Source organism: Methanosarcinales archaeon (genome assembly GCA_014859725.1).
In the GTDB taxonomy this organism is placed as follows: Archaea; Halobacteriota; Methanosarcinia; order Methanosarcinales; family Methanocomedenaceae; genus Kmv04.
Genome location: JACUTQ010000251.1, coordinates 1 through 2,232, shown reverse-complemented (window position 1 = coordinate 2,232; position 2,232 = coordinate 1). Strand labels below are relative to the sequence as shown.

The 2,232-nt window shown below is 39.3% G+C and carries 3 protein-coding genes; all 3 read right to left on the bottom strand.

The window, feature by feature from the left end; translation table 11 throughout:
- Positions 1–39: 39 nt before the first annotated feature.
- On the bottom strand, positions 40–1,017 hold the full coding sequence (locus tag IBX40_12915) for a putative DNA binding domain-containing protein (GenBank protein ID MBE0525211.1): 978 nt from the start codon (positions 1,015–1,017) through the stop codon (positions 40–42).
- Between the two features lie 14 nt (positions 1,018–1,031).
- A complete protein-coding gene (locus IBX40_12910; protein MBE0525210.1) occupies positions 1,032–1,262 on the bottom strand; it encodes a hypothetical protein in 231 nt (76 codons plus the stop codon).
- Positions 1,263–1,339: 77 nt separating this feature from the next.
- On the bottom strand, positions 1,340–2,232 hold an 893-nt coding region (locus IBX40_12905; protein ID MBE0525209.1), incomplete at its 5' end, for an AIPR family protein.

The window sequence follows — 2,232 nt, the reverse complement described above, 5'->3', positions numbered from 1 at the left end:
TTCCTCAGGCTGGATTTTCACCAGCTGGCGAATATGAGCTTAGCTCGGCACGCCTACATTGATCGTGTTGGGTAAAGCTCCCGGACTTATGATCTCAACGCGGTTGTCAAAAATAAATATCCGGATATTGCTGGAAATGAAATAATTGCGGTGGACTATTGCATTAATAAGAGCTTCTTCTAAGGCTATTTGCGGAATTTCAAGGATGCCTGTTGTGTTGAAGTGTTGATCTTTCTGTACCCATCGAAGATTGTTTATTAAAAACGACCTGCCGGCTTCAAATATTTTAGGTATGTTGCCGATGATGTCCCGGCTGTCTTTATATTCGCTCACTGCAGGTGAATTACCCGGGAACAGAACTGCTTTTATAACAAACTGCGGCTTTTTTTCTTCTGGTTTTTTACCGAATACCAGAAGACCTGCAAGTGTCAATTTATCATCTGCCATCAATTTTAGATTTGACATTAGTTTCTCAAGCGGAATGTTGAGGTTTTCAAGTGTTTCGTTTGTCCTGTGCTCATAAAAAGACCTGAACAGATCAATATTGATATCGCTTAAATTTGTGTTCTCAACCGGCATTTCATCTGCATAAAGGTGACCCGGGGATTGGAGTAATCTCTGTATCTCTTCCCTTTTTGCTCTTCTTTTATCTGCCCCTATTTTCACCCAGATGTCTTTACCGTTTGCCATATAGAACTTATTTGATCCCATGGGTACGCTGATAACCATGACTACTCGGTCCTGGTATTTTATGTTTTGAGTGGTAACGTTGACTTGTGGGTCCATCTTTTGAGAACATGTACTGGATACCCATTCATTTAATTTCCAGATATCTTCTTTTTTCAGTCCGGTGATCTTCCCATCATCGGACACTCCCACTATGATATTTCCTCCATTTGAATTACTGAAGGCACATATCTCAGCCGCTAATGCGTCTATGCTTTCAAATCGCTCTTTGAACTGGGTCTGTGAATCCTCGCCCTTTTCGATGAGTTCTAAAAGTCCTGAGGTGTCCATTGATGATATCTCCTTTATCCGATGTTATCTGCCGTTGTCTTCGGATGCTGTGATTGATGCTTTGCGATAAGTTCCCGGACAGCAGGAACTAATTCAACTGGGACATCTATTGTAGTCTGGGTTCTGTCCTCATAGGCTGCCTCATCCTCGGCTAAGGCTTCCTCTTCTGTTTGTTTTTCATAATGGGCCAGAACTTTGTGTACCCTCTCTTCATCCCATCCTTTTGGGAATTTACTCTGCTTCATTCTTTCTTTCGCCTCCTGTGCTTATATGCTAGGAGATGAACTGCTTTACGATTGTCTCCTTTTTGACATTTTCAATTTCAGTCTGTTTTGATGAGTAATTTATCAATAAGATCATATGTTTCAGAGATATTTGTAGCTGTATTGTAATCTATTCGGCATTGTGCACTCTTGAAGTAACTGCTATGAGAGTATGTTTCCCCTTTTTGATCTCTTCGATCCTTTTCAGCCGAGACATTATTCCTGACAATAGTAACAGTAGACTCATAACCATTTTCGATGTTTGCTTGCGAAAAATCCAATTGTTTTGTCATCAGGTATTTGTAGATCCCATAGCTTAGAAGCTCATCGCTGTGCTCAAGGAGATCATCAGCATCTGTCCGGCTCTTTTTCTTTTCAACAACCAGTTTCATGATCAGGTAGCTGTTGTAAATTTGCAAATAAACAGGTGAATTTTTATTACCATCAAAAAGATTTACCAGAGGATTTTCCTGGTTCGTAGCATCGAATACTTCTTCTAACACCTTTGATACGGAATTCTTAGCAATTTCGGGTTTTTCATAATATGTTGCATACCAGAATTTAATTGCTTTTTCACTGGTTATTGATTCATGCATTTCTTTACTCAACTGGTTGGTGAATATCTCTCCTCTTTTTGAAATATATGCAATACCTTTGTTTTCAAAGAGTAATTTCACATATTTCTGGAAGTCTTTGTTGCTGATCTTGTCCCTGAAATTGATTGAGGTCTGGGTATTTGTAGCTTCAGTGATTTTATTTACGAGACCTTGATTTTTTGTTTCGTACAGGCGGACCGTAATGTAAATATCTTCCAATTTTGTTTTATCTTTCTCATAGATGTCATGTATTACTTTTGTCGTTCGTAAACCGTTGACTATAACCGGATTTACGACCGGGACGATATATTGACCTGCTTGTTGATTTGAAGGTATTTGCATTTCATCGCACAGGA

What these genes read in the sequence shown, in the direction of transcription:
- IBX40_12910 (MBE0525210.1), bottom strand. Translation starts at nt 1,262, where the DNA reads ATGAAGCAGAGTAAATTCCCAAAAGGATGGGATGAAGAGAGGGTACAC.
- IBX40_12915 (MBE0525211.1), bottom strand. Translation starts at nt 1,017, where the DNA reads ATGGACACCTCAGGACTTTTAGAACTCATCGAAAAGGGCGAGGATTCA.